At 71.0% G+C, this 26,158-nt stretch carries 24 protein-coding genes; 13 read left to right on the top strand and 11 right to left on the bottom strand.

The genetic code is table 11. The features are described from left to right. Window positions 1-142: 142 nt before the first annotated feature. Entirely contained in the window at window positions 143-1,600 is a 1,458-nt protein-coding gene (locus tag J4573_RS03740) for a WS/DGAT/MGAT family O-acyltransferase (protein WP_208253746.1), read from the top strand. A gap of 65 nt (window positions 1,601-1,665) precedes the next feature. Here J4573_RS03740 and J4573_RS03735 read toward each other — a convergent pair whose 3' ends face one another. Both J4573_RS03735 and J4573_RS03730 read right to left on the bottom strand, forming a co-directional pair. Then, window positions 1,666-2,658, bottom strand: a complete 993-nt coding sequence (locus J4573_RS03735) for a hypothetical protein (RefSeq protein ID WP_208253745.1) — start codon at window positions 2,656-2,658, stop codon at window positions 1,666-1,668. 24 nt (window positions 2,659-2,682) lie between these two features. After that, window positions 2,683-4,035 carry an FAD-dependent oxidoreductase gene (locus J4573_RS03730; protein WP_208253744.1) on the bottom strand — a complete coding sequence of 451 codons (1,353 nt, stop codon included), beginning with the start codon at window positions 4,033-4,035 and terminating at the stop codon, window positions 2,683-2,685. Between the two features lie 69 nt (window positions 4,036-4,104). Here J4573_RS03730 and J4573_RS03725 point away from each other — a divergent pair, with 69 nt between their 5' ends. After that, the gene (locus J4573_RS03725; protein WP_208253743.1) at window positions 4,105-4,569 is read left to right on the top strand and encodes a MarR family transcriptional regulator; all 465 of its coding nucleotides are present in this window, start codon (window positions 4,105-4,107) and stop codon (window positions 4,567-4,569) included. A gap of 64 nt (window positions 4,570-4,633) precedes the next feature. On the opposite strand, the gene J4573_RS03720 is transcribed toward J4573_RS03725, so the two are convergent. From J4573_RS03720 to lpdA, 4 genes are all read right to left on the bottom strand, one after another. Then, the gene (locus J4573_RS03720) at window positions 4,634-5,428 is read right to left on the bottom strand and encodes a tyrosine-protein phosphatase (RefSeq protein ID WP_208253742.1); all 795 of its coding nucleotides are present in this window, start codon (window positions 5,426-5,428) and stop codon (window positions 4,634-4,636) included. A gap of 14 nt (window positions 5,429-5,442) precedes the next feature. Then, window positions 5,443-5,874 (bottom strand): PASTA domain-containing protein, encoded by a 432-nt coding sequence (locus J4573_RS03715; RefSeq protein ID WP_208253741.1) that lies wholly within the window; start codon window positions 5,872-5,874, stop codon window positions 5,443-5,445. A gap of 52 nt (window positions 5,875-5,926) precedes the next feature. Then, complete coding sequence (gene ddaH / locus J4573_RS03710) at window positions 5,927-6,769, bottom strand: dimethylargininase (RefSeq protein WP_372442799.1); 843 nt, start codon at window positions 6,767-6,769, stop codon at window positions 5,927-5,929. Between the two features lie 222 nt (window positions 6,770-6,991). Further along, window positions 6,992-8,398: a dihydrolipoyl dehydrogenase gene (gene lpdA, locus J4573_RS03705; protein WP_208253845.1), complete on the bottom strand. Its 1,407-nt coding sequence runs from the start codon at window positions 8,396-8,398 to the stop codon at window positions 6,992-6,994. A 234-nt stretch (window positions 8,399-8,632) separates the two neighbouring features. Here lpdA and J4573_RS03700 point away from each other — a divergent pair, with 234 nt between their 5' ends. Further along, entirely contained in the window at window positions 8,633-9,310 is a 678-nt protein-coding gene (locus J4573_RS03700; RefSeq protein WP_208253739.1) for a hypothetical protein, read from the top strand. Here the strand turns inward: J4573_RS03700 and J4573_RS03695 are convergent, their stop codons facing one another. After that, window positions 9,311-9,742 carry a RodZ domain-containing protein gene (locus J4573_RS03695; protein ID WP_208253738.1) on the bottom strand — a complete coding sequence of 144 codons (432 nt, stop codon included), beginning with the start codon at window positions 9,740-9,742 and terminating at the stop codon, window positions 9,311-9,313. It lies immediately after the preceding gene. A 320-nt stretch (window positions 9,743-10,062) separates the two neighbouring features. On the opposite strand from J4573_RS03695, the gene J4573_RS03690 reads away from it, so the two are divergent. The 7 genes from J4573_RS03690 (at window position 10,063) to J4573_RS03660 (ending at window position 18,589) form a co-directional block, all read left to right on the top strand. Next, window positions 10,063-11,451 carry a family 2B encapsulin nanocompartment shell protein gene (locus J4573_RS03690; protein WP_307796469.1) on the top strand — a complete coding sequence of 463 codons (1,389 nt, stop codon included), beginning with the start codon at window positions 10,063-10,065 and terminating at the stop codon, window positions 11,449-11,451. Beyond that, a complete protein-coding gene (locus J4573_RS03685; RefSeq protein WP_307796467.1) occupies window positions 11,444-13,795 on the top strand; it encodes a terpene synthase family protein in 2,352 nt (783 codons plus the stop codon). Before J4573_RS03690 ends, J4573_RS03685 begins: the two co-directional genes overlap by 8 nt. Continuing rightward, window positions 13,792-14,832, top strand: a complete 1,041-nt coding sequence (locus tag J4573_RS03680) for a family 2 encapsulin nanocompartment cargo protein polyprenyl transferase (RefSeq protein ID WP_208253737.1) — start codon at window positions 13,792-13,794, stop codon at window positions 14,830-14,832. The genes J4573_RS03685 and J4573_RS03680 overlap by 4 nt, the downstream gene beginning before the upstream one ends. 44 nt (window positions 14,833-14,876) lie before the next feature. Next, the gene (locus J4573_RS03675; RefSeq protein WP_208253736.1) at window positions 14,877-16,370 is read left to right on the top strand and encodes a serine/threonine protein kinase; all 1,494 of its coding nucleotides are present in this window, start codon (window positions 14,877-14,879) and stop codon (window positions 16,368-16,370) included. A gap of 62 nt (window positions 16,371-16,432) precedes the next feature. Beyond that, window positions 16,433-17,302: an LLM class F420-dependent oxidoreductase gene (locus tag J4573_RS03670; protein ID WP_208253735.1), complete on the top strand. Its 870-nt coding sequence runs from the start codon at window positions 16,433-16,435 to the stop codon at window positions 17,300-17,302. Window positions 17,303-17,337: 35 nt separating this feature from the next. Then, window positions 17,338-17,580, top strand: a complete 243-nt coding sequence (locus J4573_RS03665; RefSeq protein WP_208253734.1) for a hypothetical protein — start codon at window positions 17,338-17,340, stop codon at window positions 17,578-17,580. A gap of 16 nt (window positions 17,581-17,596) precedes the next feature. Beyond that, window positions 17,597-18,589 (top strand): aldo/keto reductase, encoded by a 993-nt coding sequence (locus J4573_RS03660; protein WP_243772316.1) that lies wholly within the window; start codon window positions 17,597-17,599, stop codon window positions 18,587-18,589. Window positions 18,590-19,023: 434 nt separating this feature from the next. Here J4573_RS03660 and J4573_RS03655 read toward each other — a convergent pair whose 3' ends face one another. After that, window positions 19,024-19,902 carry a LysR family transcriptional regulator gene (locus tag J4573_RS03655; RefSeq protein WP_243772315.1) on the bottom strand — a complete coding sequence of 293 codons (879 nt, stop codon included), beginning with the start codon at window positions 19,900-19,902 and terminating at the stop codon, window positions 19,024-19,026. Between the two features lie 93 nt (window positions 19,903-19,995). Here J4573_RS03655 and J4573_RS03650 point away from each other — a divergent pair, with 93 nt between their 5' ends. Beyond that, entirely contained in the window at window positions 19,996-21,228 is a 1,233-nt protein-coding gene (locus J4573_RS03650; RefSeq protein WP_208253733.1) for an MFS transporter, read from the top strand. A 4-nt stretch (window positions 21,229-21,232) separates the two neighbouring features. Here J4573_RS03650 and J4573_RS03645 read toward each other — a convergent pair whose 3' ends face one another. From J4573_RS03645 to J4573_RS03635, 3 genes are all read right to left on the bottom strand, one after another. Beyond that, window positions 21,233-22,897 carry a carboxylesterase/lipase family protein gene (locus J4573_RS03645; RefSeq protein WP_208253732.1) on the bottom strand — a complete coding sequence of 555 codons (1,665 nt, stop codon included), beginning with the start codon at window positions 22,895-22,897 and terminating at the stop codon, window positions 21,233-21,235. Between the two features lie 150 nt (window positions 22,898-23,047). Then, a complete protein-coding gene (locus tag J4573_RS03640; protein ID WP_208253731.1) occupies window positions 23,048-23,941 on the bottom strand; it encodes an LLM class flavin-dependent oxidoreductase in 894 nt (297 codons plus the stop codon). Between the two features lie 87 nt (window positions 23,942-24,028). After that, a complete protein-coding gene (locus J4573_RS03635) occupies window positions 24,029-24,460 on the bottom strand; it encodes a MarR family winged helix-turn-helix transcriptional regulator (RefSeq protein WP_208253730.1) in 432 nt (143 codons plus the stop codon). A 90-nt stretch (window positions 24,461-24,550) separates the two neighbouring features. Here J4573_RS03635 and J4573_RS03630 point away from each other — a divergent pair, with 90 nt between their 5' ends. Together J4573_RS03630 and J4573_RS03625 are read left to right on the top strand one after the other, a co-directional pair. Beyond that, window positions 24,551-25,342 carry an MBL fold metallo-hydrolase gene (locus J4573_RS03630; protein ID WP_208253729.1) on the top strand — a complete coding sequence of 264 codons (792 nt, stop codon included), beginning with the start codon at window positions 24,551-24,553 and terminating at the stop codon, window positions 25,340-25,342. 21 nt (window positions 25,343-25,363) lie between these two features. Beyond that, the gene (locus J4573_RS03625) at window positions 25,364-26,149 is read left to right on the top strand and encodes an alpha/beta hydrolase (protein WP_208253728.1); all 786 of its coding nucleotides are present in this window, start codon (window positions 25,364-25,366) and stop codon (window positions 26,147-26,149) included. The last annotated feature ends 9 nt before the right edge of the window (window positions 26,150-26,158 follow it).

The raw sequence follows: 26,158 nt of genomic DNA, 5'->3' as shown, positions 1-26,158 counted from the left end.
ACTCCGGAGGGTCGCTGATGACGGCCGCGAAACGTCCCGTTAAGTCCCCGTTACTTCCTTACAACCCGCATTGACCTACGGAGCGGTAGTCCGTAACTCCTAGGTAGGTAGGCCGACGAGCATCAGTGGGAGACGGAACAGCATGAGCCAGCTGACCGCAGTGGACGCAACCTTCCTGCACGCTGAGACCAGCACCACGCACGTGCACATCGCGGGACTCGGGATCGTCGACGCCACCGCCTGCCCCGGCGGGCGAATGACCGTGGACGCCATGGTCGAGCTCATCCGCGACCGCTCGCATCTGGCGGCAAGGCCGCTGCGCCAACGGCTGGTCGAGGTGCCCCTCGGCCTGGACCACCCGTACTGGGAGGACGACCCGGACTTCGATCCGCGGCGCCACATCTTCGAGATCGCGCTGCCCGCCCCCGGCAGCGACCATCAGCTCGCCGACGCGGTCGCGATGCTGCACGAGCAGCCCCTCGACAGGCACCGGCCGCTCTGGGAGCTGGTCATCATCCAGGGCCTGGCGGGCGGCCGCACCGCCGTCTACGTCAAGGCGCACCACGCCGCGATCGACGGCGTGATGGCCGCCGAGACCCTCGCCGCGCTCCTGGACCTGTCGCCCGAGCCGCGCGACCTGCCCGCCGACGACGGCGACCCGGCCCGTGCGCCAGGCCCCTGGACGATGATGGGCACCGGCCTGCTGCGGACCGCGATGCACCCGTTCCGCAGCGCCGTGTCGATGGCCCGCACCGCCCCCTACCTCGACGAGATCCCCGGCGTCTCGGCCATCCCCGGCGTCGGCCTGATGAGCCAGGTCGTGCAGGGCGCGCTGCGCCGCGAGGAACTGCCCAAGGCGCCGAAGACCAGCGCGCCGCCCACCCCGTTCAACCTGCCGATCGGGCGGCACCGCACCGTCGCCTACGGCCAGCTGCCGCTCGCGGAGATCAAGGAGGTCCGCACCGCGCTCGGCGGCAGCGTGAACGACGTGGTCATGGCGCTCTGCGCGACCGCGCTGCGCAACTGGCTGGACAAGCGCGGCGAGCTGCCCGACCAGCCGCTCGCCGTCGGCGTCCCGGTCTCGCTGCGCAAGGGCGACGAGCAGGACGCCGCGGGCAACATGGTGTCGATCATGAGCGCCCCGCTCGCCACCCACATCGCGGGCCCCGCCGAGCGCTACGCCGCCACCCGCCGCGACATGGACCAGTGCAAGCGCCGGTTCGTGGCGTCCTCGGGCAGCTGGGTCCAGGAACTGAGCGGCATGGTCCCGGCGGCGTTCGCCGGGCCCGTCGCGCGGCTGGCGCTGGGCGCCCTGCCCGCGCTCCGCTCGGCCGTCCCGGTCCGCCCGATCAACCTGATCATCTCGAACGTGCCGGGCCCGCAGTTCCCGCTCTACCTGTGCGGCAGCCGCGTCCTCGGCTACTACCCGATCTCCGCGATCTCCGACATCAGCGGCGGCCTCAACATCACCGTCTTCTCCTACGACGGCAGCGTCGACATCGGCGTCGTCGCCTGCCGCGACCTGGTCCCCGACCCGTCCGAGATCGTCGACTACCTCGGCGACGCGCTGGACGAGCTGAAGGACCTCAGCCGGGCCTGACCCCTGACTTACCTGACCCCTGACTTAAGGGGCCCCGGCCTGGCGCCGGCCCGGCCTCGGCCGGATCAGAGCCCGAGCGCCGTCCGGTGCCGCCACGCCAGCTGGAGCGCGGCGGCACCGGCCGGCTGCATCGGCTGCGGCACGGTGCCGTCGAACGCGACCATCGACACGCGTCCCTCGTCGTTCTCGTTGACCAGGCCGCCGAAGAGCAGGTCGAAGGTGTCCGCCTCCACGATCACGACCGTCAGCAGGTCCAGCGCGAACGTCAGCGGATCGACCCCGAGGCCGAGCAGGTAGGGCCGGATCGCGCCCGCGTCCCGCGCGTTGTCCATCGACCGCGACAGGCGCCGGAACGGAGGGTCGGTCCAGGTCACGATCTCCGGCGTCCCGAGGAACTCCTCGCTGAACTCGCGCTGCATGGACCGCCACAGGTCCAGGTCGTCGCGGTCGTCGTTCAGCGGCTGGAACACCCCGACCGGCATGACCTGGTGCAGCCCGCCCGCGTGCACGACCTTCTCCGGGTCGCGCCAGTGCAGCACGTACGACGCGCCGTCCCCGGCCCTGATCGTCACCGTGGTGATCGCGGGCAGCGCCGCCCGCCGTGTCAGGTCGGTCGGGTCGCCGATCCGCTCCCGCAGCGGCAGCCCGCCCGTCCCGTCCGCTCTGGCCGCGAGCTCATGGGCGACCGCCTCGCCGACGTTCACCCCGTCGAAGTACATCGCCGGGCCGAACCTCAGCAGCGGCAGCTCGACGTCCAGCAGCCGGTAGCAGGGCCGGTTCTCGAACACCCGGGGCGCCGCCATCGCCTCCATGGCCTCGGCGTAGGTGCCGAGCCCCTTGGGCAACCCCTCCGCAGGGTCCGCGACCGCAGGAGGGTCGGCCTGGTTGTCCCAGTCCAGCCGGACGTTCTCCAGGGGAACCGGCGCCTCCGGAATCCATCCGGGCCGTGTCAGCAGCGAGGTGGAACCCACCCGCATCGCCTCTGGGTAGAACCGGTTCGCAGCCAGCCCCAGCTCATGACGGCTCGCGTTCAGCCGCCGTCGTACCTCGATCCACACCCGCTCCACCCTATGGGCGCTTGGTCACAGCTTGTCGTCACTGCGATAGGCGTACAGGTCGTCGACGAACTTGCGCTTGAGGGGCGGAACGCGGTCGACGACACGGAAGAAGGTGCGGCTGAACGCCAGGAGCACGCGGCCGATGTACGGACGGTGCATGGCGTCCTTGCCGTTGGTGCCGTTCTGCTTCAGAGAGTCGGCGACCTTCTCGAAGCCGTAGGGAATCATCTCCTTCTCATAGGCGGCGACCCCCTTCAGGAGGGACTGGCGGCCGTCGCGGGCCGCGACCAGCTCGCGGCAGAGAAGTGCCGCGTCGCGCAGGGCGGTGTTGCCGCCGACGCCGCGACCTGGCGTCATGGTGTGGGCGGCGTCGCCGAGCAGGGTCACGTTGGTGGTGGGCCACGGGTCGACCGGCTCGGAGGTACGGATCGCGACGGGGAAGCAGCTGCCGGGGTCGGACAGGGCGAACAGCTTGCGCATGTTCGGGTGCCAGTTGGGCGTCATGGACAGGATGAGGTCCATGAGCTCCTTGCCCTGCAGATCCATGACGTTGGACGGGTACTTGTCGGCCGAGGCGGAGAAGCCCCAGTTGATGTAGTCGCGGGTGTTGTCGTAGAGCAGGCCCGGCCACTTCTCGATGAGCTCGGCGTCGTTGCCGCCGATGCCGTTCTTGAGAGCTCCCTTGGTGTCCCACTTGAACTCCATGACGTGCCAGATGCAGAACTGGCCCTTGGGCGCGAACGTCAGGGAGATGCCGTCGAAGACGTTCGGCGGCAGGAGTGCCTTGGTCTCCTCGGTGACCGGAACCTTGGCCGAGACCGCGATGACACCGGAGTCCTTGACCACCGCGTGCGGGAGGTACTGGCGGCGTACGCGGGAGGCAGTCCCGTCCGCCGCGACCAGGAGATCGCCGGTGGCCGAGGTGCCGTCTTCGAAGAAGGCGGTGACCTTGCCGCCGTCGTTTCGTTCGTAATGGGTGAAGGCCTTGTCGAAGTGGACGATGTCCTCCAGCCCGGTGAGAAGGACTTGGCGGAGGGTCATGCGGGAGACCGAGTGCTCACTGTCGATCGGGTGGTCGTCGGGGCGGAGCTCGAAGGAGGCGGTGGTCGCGAACTTCTCGGTGAGCACGTTGAAGTGGCGGGGCGCGCGGGCACAGGTGGCGATGAACGTCTCGAAGAGCTCGGGCGGCAGCACCTCGGCCAGGGCTCGGGCGCCGGTCGGGTCGATGCCGATGCGGTAGCCGTACAGGCCGTCCGAACGGGTCCGGTCGCGCTCGTAGACGTCGACCGAGACCCCGGCACGCCGCAGGCCGTGGGCCAGCGCCATCCCGCCGGTCCCGGCGCCGATGATGATCACATGCAGGGGAGTGGTGCTCATGGGTTTTTCCTCGAAGGTCGAGTAGGTTGATGCTCAAGCTATTTTTCACTCTGAATCAGAGAGACTCGAATGTCAAGTGAAGTTCTGGCCGAGCTCCGGCGCAAGGTGGGCCTGGAGTCGCAGGCGTACCAGTCCGCGGTCGACGACTTCGACGCCGCCGTGGCCCTCCGGCTCAAGATCAACCGGACCGACATGCGGTGCCTGGAGGTCCTGGTCAACGAGGACGGGGCCGCTCCCAAACGGCTCGCGTCGCGGCTCGGGCTGACCACCGGCAGCGTGACCGCGATGCTGGACCGGCTGGAACGCGCCGGTCACCTCACCCGTTCACCCGACCCGCAGGACCGGCGGCGGCTGCTCGTACGGATCACGCCCGAGACCGAGCAGCGGGTGTGGGGCCTGTACGGGCCGCTCATCGCCGAAGGCCAGCAGGTGGCCGGGCGCTACAGCGAGGACGAGCTGCGGCTGGTGGCGGGCTTCCTGGGGGCGTCCAGAGAGCTCTACGAACGCCACCTGGACCGCGTCCGCACCAGCTGACGCGGCCGAGGCGGCCGGCTGACCAGACTCGGCCGGCCGCGCGGGCTGCTGGTCGTGCGGGCTGCTAGTCGTGTGGGCTGAGGTTGGCGCGGATCGCGTCGAGGGCGTCCGGCGTGAGGTCGAGGCCGTCGCGCAGGAACGCCTCGAACGAGCCGTAGCGCCGCTCGGCCTCGTCGAACGCCGCGTCCAGGTAGGCGGGCTGCTGTTCGAGGAGCGGGCGGAGCAGCTCGGGGTCCTTCATCTGGCCGGAGTCGCCGAGCTGGCGCAGCAGCTTGTCGTAGCCGGCCCGGTGGTAGTCGTTGGACCGCAGGTAGTCGGCCATGATCTCGTTGCGGGGGAGGCCGAGGACGGTCAGCACGATGGCCGCCATCCAGCCCGTACGGTCCTTGCCGGCCGTGCAATGGAACAGCAGCGGCAGCCCGGCGGGATCGGCGACCAGGCGCAGCGCCGCGCTGAACTGGGCGCGTTCGCCGGGCTCGGCCACGAACGAGCGGTTGACCTCCGCCAGGACCTGCTCGGTCCGGTCGCCGCCGAAGACCTCCTCCTGGCGGCCCGCGTCGCCGCTCAGGATGACCTCGTAGAACGTCTCGAGGTTGCCGCCGCTGATCGGGAGCGCCACCTCGGTCGCGCCGGGCGGCAGCCGGTCAGGACCGTTCATCTCGATCTCGCTGCGCATCCTGAAGTCGACGACCGTGCGCAGTCCGAGCCCGCCGAGCCGGTCCAGGTCGGCGTCCGTCAGCTTGTTGAGCGCGTCCGCGCGCAGCAGCCTGCCCGTGCGCACGCCGGGCAGGGCGCCCATGTCGCGGACGTTGTCCGCGCCCTGCAGAGCGATGCGGCCATGGTCGTCGTCGAACGTCATGGCTCCATGATCACTCAAGAGCCGTCCTGTTTGTGCACCTTGAGCGTGATCTTCCCCTGTACGGGCGAACTCGTTCCCGCCGCCACCGACTGGTCGACCACGGTCCAGTTCTGCAGGATGAACACCCGCTTGCCGGCGGGATCGGACACGAACTTCAGATCGAAGCCCGGACGCCCCTTGTAGCCCGCCGAGGCCATGGCCTTGTAGGCGTCGCGGCCGTTCTTGCCCTTCACGTCCGGCATCGTGAAGTTCTGCGTTGTCGATGGAGATGCTGACGGAGACGTGGCCGGGCTGGGTGAGGCCGAGGTGCTCAGCGACGAGCCGACGTAGGCCTTCGGATAGCGGTAGCGGGCGAACTGGGTCGACCGCTGCCCGTCGTCCGCGCAGGACGTGAGCAGCGTCAGGCCGACCAGGCCGCCCGCCGCGGCCAGTGCTGCGGGTCTCATGAATCCCCCGATTTCAATGAGTGACCCTGTATGTGCTTTCCGTTACGTAACGTTACGCGCGCAGCTCCAGCGTGCAGCACTTGGGGCCGCCGCCCGCCTTGCGCAGCTCCGAGAGGTCCACCGGGACGGGCTCGTAGCCGTGCTCGTCCAGCAGCTTGATCAGTCCGGCCGCCTCGGCGTTGATCACGACGTTGCGGCCGTCGCAGACCGCATTCAGGCCCAGCACGGCGGCGTCGGCCTCGTCGGCGATCACCGCGTGCGGGAAGAGCCGCTCCAGCACCGCGCGGCTGCCGGGGGAGAAGGCGCCCGGGTAGTAGGCGACGTTGTCGCCGCCGAGCGGGAACAGCGCGGTGTCCAGGTGGTAGAAGCGCGGGTCGACCAGCCGCAGCGTCACGACCGGGCGGCCGAGGAACTCCTGCGCCTCCTGGTGCGCGGAGATCTCGGTGCGGAACCCGGTCCCGGCGAGGATGACGTGGTCGAGCGTGAGGAAGTCGCCCTCGCCCTCGTTGGTGAACGCGGGCTCCAGCACGTCGGGGAAGCCGTTGCCGCGCAGCCAGTCCGCGTACGCCGGTCCCTCGGCCGCGCGCTCGGCGTGGGTGAAGCGCGCGCCGTACACGCGGCCGCCGACGACCAGCGCGCCGTTGGCGGCGAAGACCATGTCCGGCAGGCCCTCGATCGGGTCGATCAGGCTGACCTGGTGGCCGAGTGCCGCGTACGCCTCGCGCAGCGACTCCCACTGCGCCACCGCGAGCTCGGCGCTGGCGCCCGCCGCGGGGTCCATCCACGGGTTGATCGCGTACGTGACGGCGAAGTGCTCCGGCCGGCACATGAGGTAGTGGCGGCGCACCGCCTCCCGCAGAGGTGCGGCTGCGGGCGCGGGCATCGCGGCGGGCATCGCGGCGGGCGTGGCCACGGGCGCGGCTGCGGCGGTCGGCTCCATTGCCGGCGACACGGTCATGCGGTCTCCTGAGGGCTTCCAGCGGGATCACTCGGTGATCGAAAGCCTAGGAACCGCGAACCGCCCGGCCAAGACGCCGACATTGCGCTGACCAGGCGGTTCGTTGCTTGTATCCGGGGTGGAACGGCGATTCGTTGCGCGCCGTCCCAGCCCCCCGGATCACAGGTTGATCATGTGGCCCGCGAGCCCGTGGACGGCCTCCTTGACGGCCTCGCCGAGCGTCGGGTGGGCGTGCACGTTGCGGGAGACCTCGTGCACGGTGAGGTCCCACTGCTGGGCCAGGGTGAGCTCGGGCAGCAGCTCGGTCACCTCGGGGCCGATCAGGTGGGCGCCGAGGATCTCGCCGTACCTGGCGTCGCTGATGATCTTGACGAAGCCGTCGCCCTCGCCCATGCCGAGCGCCTTGCCGTTGGCGCTGTAGGGGAACTTGGCGACCTTGACGTCGAAGCCCTGCTCCTTGGCCTGCGCCTCGGTCCAGCCGAAGCTGGCGACCTGCGGCTGGCAGTAGGTGGCGCGCGGGATCATCACGTAGTCGAGCTCCATCGTCTCGGCGTCGGCGATGGTCTCGGCGGCGACGATGCCCATCGACTCGGCCGCGTGCGCCAGCATCAGCTTGGCGGTCACGTCGCCGATGGCGAAGATGTGCGGCACCGAGGTGCGGCAGCGGCCGTCGATGTCGATGGCGCCGCGCTCGGTGAGGGCGACGCCGGTCTTCTCCAGGCCGTAGCCCTCGACGTTCGGCGCGAACCCGATCGCCTGCAGCACCTTGTCGGCCTCCAGCGTCTGCTGGGCACCGTCCTTGCCCGTGACGGTCACCTTGACCTTGTCGCCCGAGTCGTCGATGGCGTCGACCCGGGTGGAGGTGAGCACGTCGATGCCGAGCTTCTTGTAGCGCTTGGCGAGTTCCTTGGAGACGTCGGCGTCCTCGTTCGGCACCATCCGGTCCAGGAACTCCACGATCGTCACCTTGACGCCGTAGTTGTGCAGCACGTAGGCGAACTCGACGCCGATGGCGCCCGCGCCCGCGATGACGATGCTCTCGGGCAGGGTGTCGCTGAGGATCTGCTCCTCGTAGGTCACGACCCGCTCCGACAGCGAGGTGCCCGGCAGCAGCTTGGTGTGCGCGCCCGCGGCGATGATGCAGGAGTCGAACGTCACCGTCTCCGGCGTGCCGTCGACCGTCCGCACGCTGAGGGTGTTGGGGTCGGTGAACGTGCCCCAGCCGTTGATCGAGGTGATCTTGTTCTTCTTCATGAGGAACTGGACGCCCTTGACGAGCCGGTCCGAGACCTCACGGCTGCGCTTGAACGCGACGCCGTAGTCGAAGGAGACCCCGCCCTCGACCGTGATCCCGTACTTCTCCTGCTCCTGGGTGAAGATGTGCGCCAGCTCGGCGTTGCGCAGCAGCGCCTTCGAGGGGATGCAGCCGACGTTGAGGCAGACCCCGCCCCAGTACTTGTCCTCGATGATCGCCGTCTTCAGCCCGAGCTGTGCCGACCGGATCGCGGCGACATATCCACCCGGGCCGGCGCCCAGGACCACGACGTCAAAGTGAGTGCTCATAATCACTGACGATATTCGGCGGCGGGCAGTGCTCGCATCTTCACCAGGCGGCCTCGTACGGCCTGGTAGGAAGGTACGGGTACGGGCAGTGACCGGAACGCCACTACTCATGGGTCTTCGTCACATTCTGTTATGGTTTGACGCAGCTCCTGGTGGCGATGACTTCCCCCGGTCGAGCTTGCCCCTGACCAATCAGACAACTCGGCGTCGTCGGTCGTCATCGGAGGAGAGAGACGCGTGCGGATCCCCAAGCCGGTCAATGCCGCCCTGGACTGGGCGGAGAAGCACCTGGGCGCTCTTGGGGTGGTCGTCACCTTGGTCCTCGCCGCGGGTGCGGCGCTGCTGCTCCCGCAGTCGTTCGGCTTCCCCATCGCCGGGCTCGTGCTCGGCCTGGCGTTCGGCGGCTTCGCCTCGCACCTGCGCATGACCAAGCGCGTCGCGCGGGTCCGCGCCGAGATGGACGACCTGCTGCGCGAGAACGGTGCGCTGCGGCACCGCAACACCGTGCTCGCCAGCGGCGTCATCACCCGCGAGTCGCAGACGACCCAGGCGTTCGTCGCGATCCCCGAGGAGCCCGACGAGGCGGACCCGCAGAAGACCGCGCAGCTCCCGAGCCTCGACGACCTTGAGGAGGAGGCCGTGGCCGAGGCCGACACCGACAAGCTGAGGCCCGTCAAGGACTCGAAGGACGTCAAGGACGTCAAGGAGTCGAAGAGCGCGGACGCCGCCGCGGGCTCCGGCTCCAGTTCCGGCGCCGCCAAGAAGCCGAGCCAGAACGGCAAGGCCTCCGGCACGACTTCCAAGTCGACGTCCGGCACGACCTCGGGCAAGGCTTCCGGTTCGCAGGTCAAGCGCGGCGCCACGACCGGTGGAAAGAGCTCGAGTAACTCGGGCGGCTCCGGCAAGAAGTCCTGATCAGCTCTTGGTCACGGTGAACGTCGACTGTTCCTGCGGACGGCGAAGCTCACCGTTCACGTAGACCTGGACGGCCGCCGGGTCGGACAGGTGAACGCTCAGCCTCGGCTGGTCGAAGCGGACGGTCCGGCCCTTGGCGAGGGTGTCGTTGAGCAGCGGTGCCTCGGCGCCCGTCTGGCGGACCTGGACGTCGCACTCCGGTCCGGTCACCTTGATGACGAGGGTCTGCGGACCGCTCGGCGCGCTGCGCGTGTGCGTGCCGTTCGGCGAGGGCGGCGCGGAGCGGTCGCCGGTGGCCGAGACGCCCGACACGGCGAAGACGCCGTAGCCGGCGGCGCCCAGAAGTACGACCAGGACGACGACGTGGAGCCCGTGGCGCCGGTGGGGCGTGGACGCGGGGCCGGGCTCGGGGGAACTCGCATGTCGTCCCATCCGGGGCACAGTAGTGACTTCTCGGACGTAATACCCCTTTGTTGGGTGAGTAAGGACGAGTCAGGGCTTGATGACGCATGCGCGAGCCGTGCCGTGGCTCGCGGTGCCCCAGGTAATGCCGGGGTAAGGAAAGTCTCACATTGCGATCAAGTTGCTACGCTCTGTAATGTCGGTCTTGTGTGAGAGCGCAATTAAAAGAAGGGTCCGCGAGCCATAGTGCGCTTTCCGGAGGGGCCCGGCGCTCTCTTCGCCCTCAGTCCATTCACCTATTCCTTCCTGCATATCCCGAAGTCCCCCTCGGTGAGAAAGCGGTGTGGATCGTGACGGATCAGCAACTGAGCCTTGGCACGGCGGCGGCGCGCAATCTGGCGACGACCACCAAGTCCGTGCCGCAGATGCAGGGCATCTCCTCGCGGTGGCTGCTGCGGGCGTTGCCCTGGGTCCAGGCCGCGGGCGGCGCGTACCGCGTCAACCGCAGGCTCAGTTACGCGGTCGGCGACGGCCGCGTCACCTTCGTCACGACCGGCGCCCAGGTGCGCGTCATCCCGCGCGAGCTCGGCGAGCTGCCGGCGCTGCGCGACTTGGGCGACGAGGACCTGCTGAGCGAGCTCGCCGGCCGGTTCGAGCAGCGCGAGTACGAGCCCGGCGACGTCATCGCGACGGCCGGGCGGGACCGCGACGGCGTCTACCTCATCGCGCACGGCAAGCTGAACGAGATCGGCACCGGCGAGTACGGCGACGAGACCGTGCTGCGCGTGCTGGCGGGCGGCGAGTTCTTCGGCCATCAGACGCTGGTCGAGACGGCGGGCGAGTGGGAGACCTCGCTGCGCGCCGCGACCGCGTGCACGCTGCTCACCCTCTCCGGCCCGGCGTTCCGTGAGGCCGCCGAGCGTTCGGAGACCTGGCGCGACCGCCTGGAGGAGATCCAGAACGCGCCCGAGCAGTTCCAGAACGAGTTCGGCGAGGCCGCGATCGCCGTGGTCGCCGGCCACGAGGGCGAGCCCGAGTTGCCCGGCACCTACGTCGACTACGAGGGCGCGCCGCGCGAGTACGAGCTGAGCGTCGCGCAGACCGTGCTGCGCGTGCACACCCGCGTCGCCGACCTCTACAACGAGCCGATGGACCAGGTCGAGCAGCAGCTGCGGCTGACGATCGAGGCGCTGCGCGAGCGCCAGGAGCACGAGCTGGTCAACAACCGCGACTTCGGGCTGCTGCACAACGCCGACCTGTCGCGGCGCATCCACACCCGCACCGGCCCGCCCACCCCCGACGACCTGGACGAGCTGCTCACCCAGGTCTGGAAGGAACCGGAGTTCTTCCTCGCCCATCCGCGCGCGATCGCCGCGTTCGGGCGCGAGTGCAGCCGCCGCGGCGTCTACCCCGACAGCGTCGACAAGGACGGGAAGTGCGTGCCCGCCTGGCGCGGCGTGCCGATCCTGCCGTGCAACAAGATCCCGGTCACCGCGTCCAGTACCAGCTCGATCATGCTGATGCGCACCGGCGAGGACGCGCAGGGCGTGATCGGTCTGCACCAGACCGGCGTCCCGGACGAGTACGAGCCCGGCCTGTCGGTGCGGTTCATGGGCATCGACGAGCGGGCGATCATGTCCTACCTGGTCAGCGCCTACTACTCCGCCGCGGTCCTGGTCCCCGACGCGCTCGCGATCCTGGAGAGCGTCGAGATCTCCTCGGGCGGCGGCGGTGCCTGACCGGCGACCGGCCCCGCACGGGCGGCCGCCCAGTCAGCCGAGCGGTCGGCCGCCCGGTCGCCCGCCCGGTCAGCCGAGCGGTCAGCCGTTCGAGCTGCCGGACTTCTACCTGCCGCACCCCGCCCGGCTGAACCCGCATCGCGAACGGGCCGACGCGCACTCCAAGCAGTGGGCGCGCGGGATGGGCTACGTCGGGACGGGCGACGAGCCGGGGCTGTGGCCCGAGGAGGTGTACGACGCGGCGGGGTTCGCCCTGCTCACCGCCTACACCCACCCCGACGCGACCGCCGGGATCCTCGACCTGCTGACCGACTGGTACGTCTGGGTGTTCTACTTCGACGACCATTTTCTGGACGCCTACAAGCGCACCAAGGACCTCGCGGGCGCCAAGGAGTACCTGGACCGCCTCGCCACGTTCATGCCCGTCGACCCCGCGGACTCGCCCGAGCCCGCCAACCCGGCCGAGGCGGGCCTGGCCGACCTGTGGGCGCGCAGCGCGCCGCTGATGCCGGTCGACTGGCGGGTGAGGTTCGCCGAGAGCACGTTCGACCTGCTGGTCGAGTGCCTCTGGGAGCTCGACAACATCAGCGAGGACCGGGTGCCGAACCCGATCGAGTACGTCGAGATGCGCCGCAAGGTCGGCGGCGCGCCCTGGTCGGCGGGCCTAGTGGAACTGGCCGCCCAGGCCGCCGTCCCGGCCCGCGTCGCCGGCACCCGCCCGCTGCGGGTGCTGCGCGACGCGTTCTCCGACGCCGTCCACCTGCGCAACGACGTGTTCTCCTACCAGCGCGAGACCGAGGAGGAGGGCGAGGTCAACAACGGCGTCCTGGTGCTGGAGCGTTTCCTGGCCGTTCCGCCGCAGCAGGCCGCCGACATCACCGCCGACCTGGTCACCTCGCGGATGCAGCAGTTCGAGAACACCGCGCTGACCGAGCTGCCGGTGCTGTTCGAGGAGCACGCGCTGGCGCCCGACGAGCGCGGCGCCGTGCTGCGGTACGTGCAGGGCCTGCAGGACTGGCAGTCGGGCGGTCACGAGTGGCATCTGCGCTCGGGCCGCTACATGAACCAGGACGTCCGGGCGCGGGGTGCGGCCGGAGCGATCCTGGCGAGCCCGCTCGGGTTCGGGACATCGGCCGTTCGGCACCGGTCGCTGTCCGGGCCACCCCCGGCGGGCGAGCTGGAGGCGCCGGAGTTCTCCCTGCCGTACGGGGTGCGGCTGAGCCCGCGGCTGGCGGCGATCCGCGAGCACGTCAGGTCGTGGGCAGGGGAGATGGGCATGCTGCGGCGCACCGGCTCCGGGCGCGGCCTCGTTCCGGCGATGTGGGACGAGGTCCCCGCGTTGTGGAACGAGGCCGCGTTCGACGCCGCGGACTACGGGCTGTTCGCCGCGCTGACCCACCCGGACGCCGACGGGCCCGAGCTGGAGCTGATGGCGGGCTGGCACGTGTGGCACTTCTATCTCTCCGATGTGTTCTCCAGGGCATTCAAGGGCCGCCGGGACCTGGCGGGCGGCAGGGCGTTCCTGGCCCGCCTGCCCGAGTTCACGCCGGACGAGGGCGCCGAGCCGCACGCCGTCCCGGCCAACGCGGTCGAACGCGGGCTGGCCGACCTGTGGGCCCGTACGGCCGCCGACCTGGACGTGGCGGCCCGGCGCCGCGTCGCCGACGCGGTCGAGGGGCTCGCCGAGGGCCTGAACCGAGAGCTGACCGGAGCCGTTCAGCGGCGCGTCCCCGACCCGGTGGACCAGCTGGAGACGCGGCGCGGCTCCGGCGGCGCCGACCTGGTGACGGCCCTGATGCGGCGCACGCTGCCCGGCGGGCTCCTCGGCGCGACACCGATGCGCGCGCTGGCCGACGCGTTCGCCGACATCGGTGGCCTGCGCGACGACATCCTCGCTTTCGTCGTCGACCCCGGCGACCCCGGCGACCCCGGCGACGGCGGTTCCGGCAGGGGCGTGCCCGGCGGTGGAGACCCGTTCAACAACGCCGTCGCCGCCGTGGCGACCTTCCTCGACTGCGCCCCGCAGAGCGCCGCCGGGATCGTCGCCGACCTGATCACCGCGCGCGTCCGCCAGTTCGAACGCGTCGTGGCCGCCGACCTGCCGCGGCTCGCCGCCGAGCACGGCCTGGACGGCGCCGCCCGGCGCGCGCTCGCCCGGCACGTACGGGACCTGCGGCACTGGATGGCCGGCGACCTGCGCTGGTCGACCGGCCGCGAGCCCGCGCCCGCGCCGTCCGCGCTCCGCAGAGTGCTCGGCGGGCCGACCGGCCTCGGCACCTCGGCCGCCCTCGTACGTCACCCCCGCACCGCGCCAGCCCGCACCCCCGGAGGACATGGGTCATGAACCTGCAAGAGGAGACCGCGCCGTCGCGCACCGCCGGTGAGATCCTCGCGTGGAGCCGCTACCTGATCGAGCCCGCGCTGCGCACCGCGGTCGCCGGGCTCCCGGGCCGTGCGCGCCGCGTCGCGTCCTACCACTTCGGCTGGGAGGACGCAGGCGGCACGCCGATCCGGGCGGGCGGCGGCAAGGCCGTCCGGCCGGCGCTGGTGCTGCTCACCGCCGAGGCCGTCGGCGGCGCGGCGGCGACCGCGCTGCCCGCGGCGCTGGCGGTCGAGCTCGTGCACAACTTCACGCTGCTGCACGACGACGTGATCGACGGCGACGAGACCCGCCGGCACCGTGCGACCGCCTGGCGCGTGTTCGGCGTCGACAACGCCATCCTGGCGGGTGACGCCCTGCACTCGTTCGCGTTCGAGACCCTGGCCGCCGACGGGCACCCGGCGGCGCTCGGCGCACTTGGAACGCTCTCACACGCCATCGTCGAGGTCCTGGAGGGCCAGGCCGAGGACGTGGCGTTCGAACGCCGCACCGACGTGACGCTTTCCGAGGTCCTCACCATGTCCGCGCAGAAGACCGGCGCCCTGATGAGCGCCGCCGCCGCGCTCGGCGCCGCCTACGGGAGCGGCTCGCCCGACCAGATCGCCGGGCTGCGCCGCTTCGGCGCACACCTCGGGATCGCCTTCCAGCTCGTCGACGACCTGCTGGGCATCTGGGGCGACCCGTCGGTCACCGGCAAACCCGTCCACTCCGATCTCTACAACCACAAGAAGACCGTGCCCGTCGTCGCGGCCCTGGCCTCCGGGACCGCGGCCGGCGCGGAGCTCGCCACGCTGTACCACCGCGACCAGCCCCTGACGGATGAGGAGGCCGCACTGGCCGCGGGCCTGATCGAGGCTGCTGGAGGCCGCGCATGGACTGTACGCCGCGCAGAGGAAGAACTGGACCGGGCCCTCACCGAGCTGGACGCCGCCGCGCCGATCCACCCGGCTGCGGCGGAGCTGCGATCGTTGGCCCGCCTTGTGACGGAACGAGACCACTGAACCGCGTTGTAGGCTCCGGGAAACCCCCTATCTCCGGAGTTTCCGTGCCGGCGCCCCTCGAGCCCACCGACCCCGTACGACTCGGCGAACACCGCCTGCTCGGACGGCTCGGAGAGGGCGGGCAGGGCGTCGTCTACCTGGGTGAGACCGCGAGCGGGGAACGGGTCGCGGTCAAGCTGTTCCACGTGCAGAACGACGTCCAGAACGACCCGGTCGCGATGGACACCTTCGAGCGCGAGCTCGACGCGGCCACCCAGGTCGCGCGCTTCTGCATCTCCCAGGTGCTGAGCTGGGGAACGATCGGCAACCGCCGCTACATCGTCAGCGAGTACGTCGACGGCCCCTCGCTCCACCACGTGGTGAAGACGTCGGGGCCGCGTACGGGCAGTGCGCTGGACCGGCTCGCGATCGCCACCGCCACCGCGCTGGTGGCGCTGCACGACGCGGGCGTGGTCCACCGCGACTTCAAGCCCCACAACGTGCTGCTGGGCTCGGACGGCCCGCGCGTCATCGACTTCGGGATCTCGCGCGCGCTCACCGCCGCGCAGACCGTGGCCAGCCGCGTCGTCGGGACGCCCGCGTACATGGCGCCCGAGCAGCTGGTGCCGGGGGAGCTCGGGTCGGCGGTGGACGTGTTCGCCTGGGCGTCGACGATGGCGTTCGCCGCCACGGGACGTCCGCCGTTCGGGAACGAGTCGATCCCCATCGTGCTCAACCGGGTCGCCTACCAGGAGCCCGAGCTGACCGGCATCGAGGAGCCCCTGCACGGGCTGCTCGTCGCCTGCCTGGCCAAGAACCCGGCCGACCGCCCCACCGCGCAGCAGGTCCTGGACCGCCTCGTGCGCCGTACGACCGCCGCGCCGCTCCCGTCCAAGCCTCCCGAGACCACGCAGGCCGTTCCGCAGCCCACGCCGGAGGTCTCCCCGGCTGAGGAAGTCCCGACGTCCGCGCTGGCCGACCCGGTCACCACGGAACCGCCACCGCCCGTCCAGCCCCCTGAGCGGGGCAGCGGCCGGCGCCGCGCGGTCGTGATCGGGGCCGGGGCGGTGGTCGCGGCCATCGTGCTCGGCGGCGGCGCGGTGAAGCTGCTCGCCGACGACGGCGGATCGTCGCACGCCTCGCCCCCGTCCACCGCGCCGCGTACGGCGGGCCCTGCGACGACCGGTGCGCCGTCCGGTCGTACGGGGAACAACGCACCGGCTCCCAACGGCAAGATCTCGCCGTCGCCGTCGTCACCGGGCTCCTCGCCGTCCAAGTCGTCCCGCCCGAGCCCGAGCACGTCCCCTTCCAAGGGCCCGGTGCGCCGCGTCGAGCTCGGCCCAGGCCACTTCTCCGCGTACTGCGTGCACTTGGGGTGGGAGTTCGTCGAGTACCGGGATTCGCCCACCCCCGGTGCTTACTGCGTGAGGCACAAACACGACCAGTCCATGCTCCTGAGCACCGCCCAGCGCGACCAGGGCTGCCAGTGGCGCTACGACAACCCCCGGGCGCGGCACTACTGGAAGGGCAAGTCGAACTACTGCTACGCGATGCAGTGAGCCGGATCACGCAGTGATCTACTGGGGAGACACCTGTCAGCTTTGATGACGTAGGGGTTCCCTTGGACATCGGCCTGCACTACTGGACGTACTCGCACCCGTCCGACCCGGCCCGCATCCCGGCGACGATCGCCAAGGCGGCGGGCATCGCGGACGAGGCCGGCTTCCACCGCTTCACGGTGATGGACCACTACTTCCAGATGGAGCATCGCGGCACCGCCGACGAGCCCATGCTGGAGGGCTACACGACCCTCGGCTACGTCGCCGCCAGGACCGAGCGCCTCACGCTGGGGCTGCTGGTCACCGGCGTGATGTACCGCTACCCGGGGCTGCTCGCCAAGATCGTCACGACGCTGGACGTGCTGTCGGGCGGCCGGGCGTTCCTCGGCATCGGCGCCTCCTGGTACGAGCGCGAGCAGCGCGCGCTGGGCGTTCCCGTCGTTCCCATGGGCGAACGCTATGAGCGGCTCGAGGAGTCGCTGCAGATCTGCAAGCAGATGTGGAGCGACAACGACGGGCCGTTCGTGGGCCGCCACTACCAGCTGGCCGAGACGCTGTGCGTGCCCGCGCCGGCCTCCGCCCCGCACCCGCCGATCATGGTGGGCGGCGGGGGCGAGAAGAAGACGCTGCTGCTGGTCGCGCGCTACGCCGACGCCTGTAACCTCTTCGCCTCCAGCCCCGAGGACGTGGCGCACAAGCTCGACGTGCTGCGCGGCCACTGCGAGGCCGAGGGGCGCGACTACGACGCCATCGCCAAGACGGCCGTCTACGTCAATCCCGTTCTGGACGACCCGGAGGCCTGCCTGACCGCCGCCGAGCGCTACGCCGAGCTGGGCATCACCGAGCTGCAGTTCATGCCCGACCGCGACCCGTCGGTGTTCGCCGAGGAGCTGGCGGAGAAGGTGGCGCCGCGGCTGGCCAGGATCGGGTGATGTCACTCGATCATGTGTTCGACTAGGCTGAGCGGGTGCAGACTGAGCAGGCCCGCGATCATGTGCCGTTCCTGTGCCCGAGAGGCCACGATCTGGTGCCGGGACGCGTGATCGTGGGCTGGTCGCCCTGCGTCTGCCCGCCGTGCGCCGAACGCGGCAAGGGACTCCTCGGCCACCGCACCTATCTCTGCCTGACCTGCAAGGACGAGCACATGACGACCATGTGCTACCTGCCCTATCACGTGCCCTCCGAGGCCGACGGCTACCGTTGGCCGTAGTCGCGAGGGGGAGATCATGACGTTGCCGGTGCAAGCGTTCGGGCGGACCGGGATGGACATCACCCGGGTCGGGTTCGGTGCCTGGGCGGTCGGCGGGAGCTGGCAGCACGGGTGGGGCGGCCAGGACGACGCGGACTCGGTCGCGGCCGTCCGGCACGCGGTCGAGTCGGGCGTCAACTGGATCGACACCGCCGCCGTCTACGGCCTCGGCCACTCCGAGGAGGTCGTCGCCAAGGCGCTCGCGGGCATCCCCGAGGCCGACCGCCCGTTCGTGTTCACCAAGGGCGGCGAGGTCTGGGACGACGCGGGCCGGGTCTCGAAGGTCGCGACCGCCGAGAGCCTGCGCCGCGAGTGCGAGGCGTCGCTGCGGCGCCTCGGCGTGGAGCGCATCGACCTCTACCAGGTGCACCAGACCCCGGAGGCGGGCACGCCGGTCGAGGAGTACTGGCAGACCATGGTCGACCTGACGGCCGAGGGCAAGGTCCGCGCCATCGGGATGTCCAACCACAGCATCGAACGGCTGGAAGGTGCCGAACGCGTCGGCCACGTGGACTCGCTGCAGCCGCCGTTCTCGGCCATCAACCGTTCACAGGCCGGCGAGATCGCCTGGGCCGCGGCGAACGGCACCGGCGTCATCGTCTACTCGCCGATGCAGTCCGGCCTGCTGACCGGCGCGTTCTCCGCCGAACGCGTCGCGGCGCTGCCCGATGACGACTGGCGGCGTTCGGCCCCCGACTTCACCACCGGCCTCACCGCCAACCTCGCCGTCGCGGACGCGCTCGCGCCGGTCGCCGAGCGGCACGGCGTGCCCCGGGCGGCGATCGCGGTCGCGTGGGTGCTGGCCTGGCCCGGAATCACCGGCGCGATCGTCGGCGCCCGCCGCCCCGCCCAGGTCGATGACTGGGTCAGGGCGGCGACCGTCGAGCTCACTGAGGCCGACCTGGCCGAGATCGGCGCCGCGATCGAGACCAGCGGCGCCGGCGCGGGGCCGGTGCGGGCCCGTCAGTAGAGCCTGGTCAGTAGAGCCTGGTCGGTAGGGTCGGGTCACTAAGTCCGGGTCAGTGAGTCCGGGTCACTAAGTCCGGGTCAGTGAGTCCGGGTCAGTGAGTCCGGGTCACTGAGTCCGGGTCAGTGAGTCCGGTCAGTAGGGGAGCCGGCGACCTGAGGGTGTGCGCAGGTCGAGGCGGCTCCTGCGTTTACCCCGGTCGGCCGGGCGTTTGGTGATGCGCACTCGGGTCGTGCGTGGCATGGCGTCCTCCTCCGTCGATCGGCGCCCCCGTGCCCTGCCCAGATTGCGCCGCGTGATTCCGCCTGATCTCACGATGTCCTCTTCTCGTGGAGGGCGCATCCTCCGACAGGGGCCATTTGCTCTCACTCTTGGGGAGCAGGCCACTGGTGCCGAGCTACTCTCTTTGGGTAATTCGACTGGGACGCGCGCCTGGATCAGGTTGTGACGATTTCGCTGAAGGCGCGGACGCGCGCGTCGTCGCCCGAACGGGCCTGCACGACCACCAGCGACGACTCCGGCAGGCCCTTGACCGGGACGAACGTGATGTCCGTACGGCCGTAGTAGTACGCGGTCGTCGTGCAGAAAAGCATCGCGGCTCGATCGGCGGCGACCGCCGACAGACCTTCCTGGAACGTGGAAACGACCGGACCGGAAGGGATCGGCAGCCCGGCCGGAGTCCGTACGGGGGACTGGGCCTCACGCCAGTAGCGGGGTGCGGGCTCGGCGATGGCGACCAGGGCGCAGCCGGCCAGTTCCTCGGCCGAGACCGCCGGGCGCCCGGCGTACGGATGCCGCCGCGAGACGGCGAGGGTGAGCGGCTCGACGGAGAAGGGCGGGCCGCTCTCGAGGTCGGGCTCGCGGACGGGTGACAGGACGATGGCGCCGTCCACCTCCCGCCGCCGTACGGCGCCGAACGGGTCGGCGTACGGCAGCTCGACCAGCTCCACCGCGCAGCTCGGGTACCGGTCCTGGAACGCCTCGACGCGGCGGGTGAGGCGTTCCAGCAGCACCCCGGAGAAGCCGATGCGCAGCACGCCCTCGATGCCGTGAGCCGCGGCGCGGGCGTTGTCGACCGCGCCCACGAGGCCGTCGTAGGCGGGGCGCAGGTCGGCGAGCAGGCGTTCGCCGAGCGGGGTGAGGGCGACGCGGCGGCTGGTGCGTTCGAGCAACCGGCCGCCGATGCGGCGTTCGAGGGTCTGGAGGAGCTGGCTGACCCGGCCCTGGGACACGTACAGCCGCTCGGCCGCGCGCCCGAAGTGCAGCTCCTCGCTGAGGACGAGGAACGCCTCCAGCTCGCGGATCTCCACGCCCATGGCACCTCCCGGTCGACGATCGATGAGCCTGACTAATCCAAGGATGCCTTCTTCGGCGTTGTTCCTGGTAATGAGCGTAATAAGGCTTGAGGCATGTCTGTTTCTGTCTGCGTCCGCCGTTCGAACTGGCCCGCGGTCTTCGCCGTGGCCGCCGCCACCTTCGCCGTCGTGACCACCGAGATGCTGCCCGTCGGGCTGATCACCCCGATGAGCTCGGCCGCCGGTGTCTCGGAGGGGACGGCCGGGCTGACGATGACCGTTCCGGGGCTGGTGGCGGCCGTGTCCGCGCCGCTGCTCACGCTGCTGACCGCGCGGTTCGACCGGCGGGTGGTGCTCGCCGCGCTGGCCGCGACGCTGGCGGTGGCCAACCTGGTGTCGGCGTGGGCGCCGGGCTTCGCCGTCCTGCTGGCGGCGCGGGTGCTGGTCGGGGTCGCGATCGGCGGCGTCTGGTCGATCGCGGCCGGGCTGGCGTCCCGGCTGGTGCCGGAGGAGGCCGCGGGCCGGGCCACCGCGATGATCTTCAGCGGGGTCGCGGTGGCGTCGGTCCTCGGTGTTCCGGCCGGAACGATCATCGGCCAGGCGGCCGGCTGGCGGGCGGCCTTCGTGGTGGTCGGGGTCTTGGCGCTGGCCGTTCTGGCGGCGCTCGTGCTCGCGCTGCCGCCGCTCCCTCCGGTGCGCGCGCTGCGGCTCGGGGACGTGCCCGGCCTGCTCCGGGAACCGAGGCTGCGCGCCGGGCTGGTGCTCACGCTGCTGCTGGTGACCGGGCACTTCGCCGCCTACACCTACGTGCGGCCCGTGCTGGAGCGGGTGTCGGGCATCGACTCGGGCCTGGTCGGCGCACTGCTGCTGGCGTACGGGGTCGCGGGCATCGCGGGCAACTTCGCCGCCGGGTCCGCCGCGTCGCGCCACCTGCGCAGGACCGTCCTGGTCATCACGGGTGCGCTGGCGGTGGCCGTGCTGCTCACGCCGGTCGCGGGAACGCGCGGCTGGATCGCGGTCGGGCTGCTGGTCCTGTGGGGACTGGCGTACGGAGGCGTGTCGGTCAGCCTGCAGATCTGGCTGCTGGGAGCCTCGTCGCGTGCGCCCGAGGCCGGGTCCGCGCTGTTCGTCGCCGCGTTCAACGTGTCCATCGCGCTCGGCGCGCTGCTCGGCGGGCGCGTGCTGGACGCGTTCGGCACCGCGAGCGTGATGTGGCTCGGCGGTGCGCTGGCGGTCCTGGCCATGCTGACCGCCATGCCGACGGCCATGCCGACGACCATGCCGACGACCATGCCGACGGCCATGCCGGCGGCCCGGCTCGCAGGCGAGCCGGGCCGTCAGGATTGAACGATCAGGCGTCGATGGACTTCCAGAAGGCGTAGCCGTGGTCGCGGGCGAAGTCGGTCGCGTGGATGCCGCCCTTGCCGGGGGCGAGGACCTGGGCGGTGTCGCCGCCCTGCTGCCAGCGCGGCGAGCCGGCGCCGTTCGGGTCACCGGTGCGGGCGAACGTGGTCCAGTAGCGGGTCATCTGGTCGGCGAGCCGCTGCTGGACGGGCGAGAGCGTACGACCGGTGAAGTAGTCGGTGTCGAACTGGTACTGCAGCTCGGCCGCGTGGAACGCACCGGTCGGGAAGCTGGGCTGCTTGGCCGCCGAGACCCACGGCGCGCTCCGGTCGGCGAACTCGTAGGCGTAGGTCGGGACGCGGCCGCTGAGACCGTGCGCGGAGTTGGTGACCGAGCGGGCGAACGTGGCGTCGGTGACCAGGGCGGACCAGGCGATGCTGTACGAGCCGCCGTACTTGCTCGCCGGATACTGCGCGAGGACCTTCGGGGCGTTCTTCTCGCCGACGTACTTGTTGACGAGCTTGGTGTACTCCTCCTGCGTCGTGAGCGGCGGGACGCCGTAGATCTCGAACGCGGCCTGGAAGAGCCGGAACTCGTCGCGCGTCATGCCCTGCATCACCGGCACCTTGTTGAACGTGCCCTTGCGCAGCGCCTCGGCGGGGGAGACCGGGAGGACGCCGCCGCCCCCGTACACCGGCGCGAACCCGAAGTCGGACTCCTTGAGCAGCGCCTTGGTGTCCAGCGCGCGCAGGCAGGACTCCACCTTGGCCTGGTCGGTGTCGGTGCAGCCGAGCTTGGCGGCGACGCTGCGGCCCTGCTCCTCGGCCATCTTGCGCGGGCGTGGCAGCCAGGTCGGCGACGGCGTCCCGTCAAAGTCGGGCCAGTTCATGACCGTGCACGGCCCGCTCTGGATGATCGCGCGCTGGAAGAGGCCCGCGGCGTACGGGGAGGTGAGCTGCGAGCAGGTGCTCACGCCGCCCGCCGACTCCCCGAACACGGTCATGTTGCCCGAGTCCCCGCCGAACGCCCCCGCGTTCTGCTTCACCCAGCGCAGCGCGGCCTGCTGGTCCTCCAGGCCGAAGTTGCCCGAACGGTGCTTGGCCGCGCCGCCGTCCAGCGCCGGGTGGTCGAGGAAGCCGAACAGGCCGAGCCGGTAGTTGATGGTGACGACGATGACGTCGCCCTTCACGGCGAGCTGGTTGGGGCGGTAGAGCGCACCGGACCCGTTGCGGAAGCCCGCGCCGTGGATCCACACCATGACGGGGAGCTTCTTGTGCGCCGGGTTCGTGGGGGCCGTCACGTTCAAGTAGAGGCAGTCCTCGCTGAGGCTCTCCTTCTCGCCCATCACGCTCTCGTTCTGGGCGCACGAGTTGCCCGGCTTGGTCGCGTCGCGCGTTCCGTTCCAAGCCTTCGCGGGTTGCGGTGAAGCCCATCGCAGCTTGCCGACCGGGGGTGCCGCGTAGGGGATGCCCTGGAATTCGCGGCGGTCGTCCTTCACGACCCCGCGCACCGCGCCCTTGTCCGTCACGACCACCGCACCGTCCCGGCCACCGTGCTGCCGTGTGGCCGATGCCGTGGTCGCCATGCTCGGCCATGCGGCGGCACCCACCAGCCCGGCCGCCACGGTCAGAACGATCGAGGTGCCCATCGCCCGCTTGGTGCTGTGCTTCATCGCGCTCTCTTTTCAGTGTCGGAGTGGCTTGGCTCCAACACTTCCGGGGCGCGGGCTTTCGCTCACGGGGCCTTGCTCTAGATCGCCGGTGGGCTTTTCCCTACCTTTGCTACACCGTGCGTTGCCGGGCCAGGGCTACACGTGCGTTCGCTACACGGTGCGTTCCTGGGCCACCTGCTCGCGTACGGCGGGGATGACCTCTTCGGCGAAGCGGTGGAGCTGCCTCTCCTGGTCGCCCTCGGCCCACAGGATGAACGTGTCCATGCCCGACCCCACGGTCAGGTCCGTCAGCTCGTCCACCCACTGGGACACCGGGCCGCGCAGGAAGCCTTCAGAGCGGCCGTCGTCGGTGATGGTCCCGTTGACGTTGTAGAGGCGGCGGATCTCGTCGGGCTTGCGCCCCGCCGCTCCGGCGGCGTTGTCGATGTGGGCGTGCAGTTCGGGCAGCTTGTCGGGCGTCGCCCATGAGGAAGAGGGCAGCCACCCGTCGGCGGCACGTCCGGTCAGCGCGAGGCCCTTGGGGCCGCCGACGCCCAGCCACAACTCGATGCGATGCGCCGGAACCGGTCCCGCCTTGGCGCCCTTCAGCGTGTAGTGCTCGCCTTCGAAGCGCAGGTTGCGGTCGCCGCTCCACACCTTGTTGATGATGGTGACGGCCTCCTCCAGCGCCTCGCTCGCCTCTTTGCGCGTACGGCGCGGGCCGCCGAACGCCTCGATCGCCTCCCAGAACGCGCCGGCGCCGAGCCCGAGCTCGGCCCGTCCGCCGCTCAGCACGTCCAGGCTCGCCGCCGCCTTGGCCAGCACGGCGGGCGGGCGCAGCGGCAGGCTGGCGACGTCGGGGAAGACGCGGATCCGCTCGGTCGACGCCGCGATCATGCTGAGCAGTGTCCATGTGTCGACATAGCGACGCTGGTACGGGTGGTCCTGCACGCCGATCAGGTCCAGGCCCAGCCGGTCCGCCGAACGTGCCGTCTGCAGCAACGGGTCGCCCGCGTTGGGAACGAGGAAGTAGCCGAACTCCAAAGGCCTGCCGTAGTCAGTCATGACGTCGTCCTCCTTGTCGGCGAGAACCCGCTGCGGCGGGGCGTTGTTCCCTGCGCCCTGCGCCTCTATTCCCTGCGCTCTGCGCCTCTATAGGTTGTTGTGCTTGGCGCGGAGGAGCAGTCCTTGCAGGGTGTTCTGCTCGTCCTGGGAGAGGCCTGCCAGGGGGGAGTCGGCGCCGAGGAGCTCGAGGAGCCGTTCGCGCAGGGCGACGCCGTCCGGGGTGAGGACGAGCTGCTTGGCGCGCCGGTCGCGCGGGTGGGGGCGGCGCTCGACGAGGCCGCGCTTCTCGAGCTTGTCGGTGACGAACGTGGCGTTGGACGGCTCGCAGCTCATCCGGTCGGCCAGCTCGCGCATGGTCATCGGGCCGGACAGCTCTCGCAGGGCGGTGGCCTGCGCGGTGGTCAGGTCGAGCTTGGCGGCGCGCTCGCGCAGGTGGTCCTCGATCTGCCGGGACAGCCCGTTCACCAGGCCGCACAGCAGCCGCTCGGCGCCCGCGGCCCGCTCGATGTCCGTGGTCATGTGAGCTAGCCTACCCTAAGTACATCTAGCTTGAACTATTTCAGCGGACACTGTTGCAGCTTGAATAGTTCTAGCTGTAAGTTTCCGGCCATGGCGATCACAACGTTGAAGCTCGGCGAGCACACCGTCACCTACGTCGCGGACGGCGAGGTGCGGCTGCGCGCGAAGGCCTGGCTGCCGGGGACCACGGACGAGTTCTGGGCCTCCTACCCCGAATACGCGGACGATCACCAGCACCTGCACGCGAGCATCGGCGGGCTGCTGGTCGAGCACGGCGACCGGGCCCTGCTGATCGACGCCGGTTTCGGCCCCACGGCCAACGACCCGCAGCCCGGCACCCCGTACGCCGGCATCCACGGCGGCGCGCTACTCGACAGCCTGGCCGCGCTCGGAAAGGCGCCCGGCGACATCGAGGCCGTCGCGATCACGCATCTGCACACCGACCACATCGGCTGGCTGTGGCAAGGGGACAGGCCGTTCGCGCACGCGGACGTCCTGATCGCCGAGGAGGAGTGGGCGTCGACGACCCACAGGGAACTGCGGGAGGCGATCACGTCGCAGGTCCGGACGGTCGAGGACGGCGCGGAGATCTTCCCCGGCGTGCGCGTGAAGCTGACGCCAGGGCACACCCCCGGGCACGCCGCGTACGTCATCGGCGAAGGGGAGACTCAGCTCGTGGCGTTCGGCGACGCGCTGCACTCGCCCGCCCAGGTGGCGCATCCCGAGTACGGCTCGACGGTCGACCACGACGGCGAGCAGTCCGCCGCGTTCCGCCGCAAGCTCGTCGAGGAGCTCGAGGCGACGGGTGCGATCGGCTTCGGCGTGCACTTCGGCGGCTTTCAGTTCGGGCGAGTGGTGGCCGGTGCCTGGCAGGCGCTGTGACGATCGGGTAGACCGGATGGGGTGAACCGGCTTGCGGCGCTCAGTCCCCGGCGGCGGATGCTCGTGATCGGCGTCGCGGCCGCAGTGCTCGCGGTCGCCGTCATCGTCGCGATCCGCGTGCTGGTGAACGGACGGGACACCGGACCCAAGGCGCCGCAGGGCGTGCCGGGGACGGTCGTGCTCGTGCCCGGCTACGGCGGCGGAACGAGCGGGCTGCGCGTGCTGGCCCGGCGTCTGGAGCAGGAGGGCCGTACGGCCGTCGTGGTCCAGCTCCCGGACGGCGGCACGGGCGACATGGAGCGGCAGGCGCAGACCATCGACCGGTACGTGTCCGACGCGCAGGCCGCGGGGTCGCCGTCGGTGGACATCGTGGGCCACTCGGCGGGCGGCGTGGCGGCGCACCTGTGGGCGAGCGAGTACGACGGAGTACGGAAGGCACGTCGGATCATCACGCTCGGCTCGCCGCATCACGGTGCCGACCTGGCGGGCGCCGGCTCGGCGCTCGGCGCGTGCCCGGCGGCCTGCGATCAGCTCGCGCCCGGCAGCTCGCTGCTGCGGCGGCTCGGTGACAAGGTCGGCCGCGCGCCCGCGTGGATGTCGCTGTGGACGACGCACGACGACACGGTCGGCAACGCCTCGTCCCGGCTGACGGGCGCGGTCGACGTGGAGCTGCAGAAGGTCTGCCCGGGCGCGACGACGGGCCACTCGGGACTGCCGTCCGACCCGCGGGTCATCGGCATCGTTCTCGGCGCCCTCGGACCCGGACCGCTGGCCGCGCCGCGCGCCTGCCCCAGCGTCAGCTCGTGACGCGGCGCG

It is taken from the genome of Actinomadura barringtoniae (assembly GCF_017573505.1).
GTDB classification, from domain to species: domain Bacteria; phylum Actinomycetota; class Actinomycetes; order Streptosporangiales; family Streptosporangiaceae; genus Spirillospora; species Spirillospora barringtoniae.
Note: the sequence above shows the minus strand (reverse complement) of the source record. Positions and strands in the feature narration are given on the sequence as shown.

What these genes read in the sequence shown, in the direction of transcription:
- J4573_RS03730 (WP_208253744.1), bottom strand. Translation starts at nt 4,035, where the DNA reads ATGAGCACCACTCCCCTGCATGTGATCATCATCGGCGCCGGGACCGGC.
- J4573_RS03720 (WP_208253742.1), bottom strand. Translation starts at nt 5,428, where the DNA reads ATGACGTTCGACGACGACCATGGCCGCATCGCTCTGCAGGGCGCGGAC.
- J4573_RS03640 (WP_208253731.1), bottom strand. Translation starts at nt 23,941, where the DNA reads ATGACTGACTACGGCAGGCCTTTGGAGTTCGGCTACTTCCTCGTTCCC.
- J4573_RS03635 (WP_208253730.1), bottom strand. Translation starts at nt 24,460, where the DNA reads ATGACCACGGACATCGAGCGGGCCGCGGGCGCCGAGCGGCTGCTGTGC.
- J4573_RS03725 (WP_208253743.1), top strand. Translation starts at nt 4,105, where the DNA reads ATGTCAAGTGAAGTTCTGGCCGAGCTCCGGCGCAAGGTGGGCCTGGAG.
- J4573_RS03660 (WP_243772316.1), top strand. Translation starts at nt 17,597, where the DNA reads ATGACGTTGCCGGTGCAAGCGTTCGGGCGGACCGGGATGGACATCACC.
- J4573_RS03695 (WP_208253738.1), bottom strand. Translation starts at nt 9,742, where the DNA reads ATGGGACGACATGCGAGTTCCCCCGAGCCCGGCCCCGCGTCCACGCCC.
- J4573_RS03655 (WP_243772315.1), bottom strand. Translation starts at nt 19,902, where the DNA reads ATGGGCGTGGAGATCCGCGAGCTGGAGGCGTTCCTCGTCCTCAGCGAG.
- J4573_RS03715 (WP_208253741.1), bottom strand. Translation starts at nt 5,874, where the DNA reads ATGAGACCCGCAGCACTGGCCGCGGCGGGCGGCCTGGTCGGCCTGACG.
- J4573_RS03740 (WP_208253746.1), top strand. Translation starts at nt 143, where the DNA reads ATGAGCCAGCTGACCGCAGTGGACGCAACCTTCCTGCACGCTGAGACC.
- J4573_RS03645 (WP_208253732.1), bottom strand. Translation starts at nt 22,897, where the DNA reads ATGAAGCACAGCACCAAGCGGGCGATGGGCACCTCGATCGTTCTGACC.
- ddaH (WP_372442799.1), bottom strand. Translation starts at nt 6,769, where the DNA reads ATGCCCGCCGCGATGCCCGCGCCCGCAGCCGCACCTCTGCGGGAGGCG.
- J4573_RS03680 (WP_208253737.1), top strand. Translation starts at nt 13,792, where the DNA reads ATGAACCTGCAAGAGGAGACCGCGCCGTCGCGCACCGCCGGTGAGATC.
- J4573_RS03630 (WP_208253729.1), top strand. Translation starts at nt 24,551, where the DNA reads ATGGCGATCACAACGTTGAAGCTCGGCGAGCACACCGTCACCTACGTC.
- J4573_RS03650 (WP_208253733.1), top strand. Translation starts at nt 19,996, where the DNA reads ATGTCTGTTTCTGTCTGCGTCCGCCGTTCGAACTGGCCCGCGGTCTTC.